We start from the raw sequence: 1,751 nt of genomic DNA, 5'->3' as shown, positions 1-1,751 counted from the left end.
CCTGGATTCACCGCTGAGGATCTGACAAAAGAATCGTGAAATAGGGCGAGGTGCCCTTTGACCTGGGATGATGGGAGTTCTCTACGCTTCCAGCAGCCCAGTCGGAAGGACACCTCGTAAGTGCAATTCTTCCACGACGCGGCCAAGACCGATGCGATCTTCGACGATGAGCACGTGATCGCGTACGGCGGGCTGGCCCCGGCGATGAGGCTGGCCGAGCGGTGCGGCCTGCCCGCCCTGGTCGGCGAGCACGTGGCCATCAGCACCGCCGACGGGGTCAACGCACCGGCGAAGGTCGCCTCGATCGTGGCGGGCATGATGTGCGGCGCCGACAGCATCGACGACCTGGACGTGCTGCGCCACGGCGGTATGGACAAACTCTTCGACGGCATCCGTGCGCCCTCCACGCTCGGCTCGTTCCTGCGCTCCTTCACCTGGGGCAACGTCCGCCAATTGGACAAGAGCGCACGCAAGTTGCTGGTCAACCTGGCCAGCCGCACACCGCTGCTGCCGGGCGCGGATGTGCTGGCCTTCCTGGACATGGACTCGATGCAGCGGCGCACCTACGGCTATGCCAAGCAGGGCTCGGGATTCGGCCACACCAAGATCCAGGGCAAGAGCGTGCTGGTGCGGGGGCTGAACGTGCTGGCCGCCACGCTGTCCACACCGCTGGCCGCGCCGGTGGTGTGCGGCACCCGGCTACGCGGCGGCAGCGCCGGCTCGGCCCGCGGGGCCGCGTCGCTGCTGCGCGAGTCGATTCCGGTGGCGCGCGCCAGCGGGGCGACGGGCACGCTGATGATGCGGGGCGACAGCGCGTTCTACTCCGCCGAGGTGGTGGCCGCCTGCCGCGAGCACGACACCCGCTTCTCCATCACCGCCAAGCTGGATCCCAAGGTCAAGGCTGCGATCGCCGCCATCGACGAGGACGCCTGGACGCCCATCGCCTATCCCCGCGCCGTCTTCGATGAACAGGCCGGCGGCTGGGTCTCCGACGCCGAGGTCGCCGAAACCCCCTACACCGCCTTCACCAGCAAGAAGGGCAAGACCGTCACCGCCCGGCTGATCGTGCGCCGCGTCCGGCGGCTCGACAATCAGGGCGCTGACGGCCAAGACGAACTGTTCGCCACCTGGCGCTACTACCCGATCGTCACCGACAGCCCCTATACGCTGCTCCAAGCCGAGGCACAGCATCGTGATCATGCGGTGCAGGAGCAGGTCAACGCCGACCTGATCGACGGTCCGCTCGCGCATCTGCCCTCGGGGAAGTTCGCTGCCAACGCCGCTTGGCTCACTCTGGCGGCGATCACGCACAACCTGCTGCGCGCGCTCGGTTGCCTGGCCAGCGCTCAGCACGGGCGTGCCCGTGGGGCCAGTCTGCGCCGCCGGCTCATCGGTGTTCCCGCCCGCATCGCCCGGCACGGCCGCGGGCACGTCGTCGTCCATCTGCCCCGGCACTGGCCCTGGCGACAAGCCTGGACCAACGCCTTCCATGCGACCCACCGCCCACCACCGGCCTGCGCGGCCTGACCCGCCCAACCCCAGGTCACCGCCCCACTCGACGGCGCCCCCGCCGGTCACCCGCGCCGCTCCAGCGCCCCGCCCCAACCCCGACCGCCACCCACGGACAAGCTGCGACCCGAGCGCGGCAGATCCCTCACGCCCCGAAACCAGGCCTCTACCTGCGACAGCGGTCCTCGTCGAGGAATTGGACCGAGAAATGATCACGAGAAATCAAGCCGTGGATTCAAGCT

General features: G+C 68.9%; 1 protein-coding gene. It reads left to right on the top strand.

The genetic code is table 11. From position 1 onward, the window contains the following. Positions 1–120: 120 nt before the first annotated feature. Positions 121–1,527 (top strand): IS1380 family transposase, encoded by a 1,407-nt coding sequence (locus tag ACIBVN_RS60830; protein WP_397152037.1) that lies wholly within the window; start codon positions 121–123, stop codon positions 1,525–1,527. Positions 1,528–1,751: the final 224 nt, after the last annotated feature.

Origin of the sequence: Nonomuraea sp. NPDC049400 (genome assembly GCF_044466425.1) — a bacterium.
GTDB lineage: Bacteria > Actinomycetota > Actinomycetes > Streptosporangiales > Streptosporangiaceae > Nonomuraea.
The sequence above is the reverse complement of the archived record's forward strand: the minus strand, read 5'-3'. Positions and strand labels throughout refer to the sequence as shown.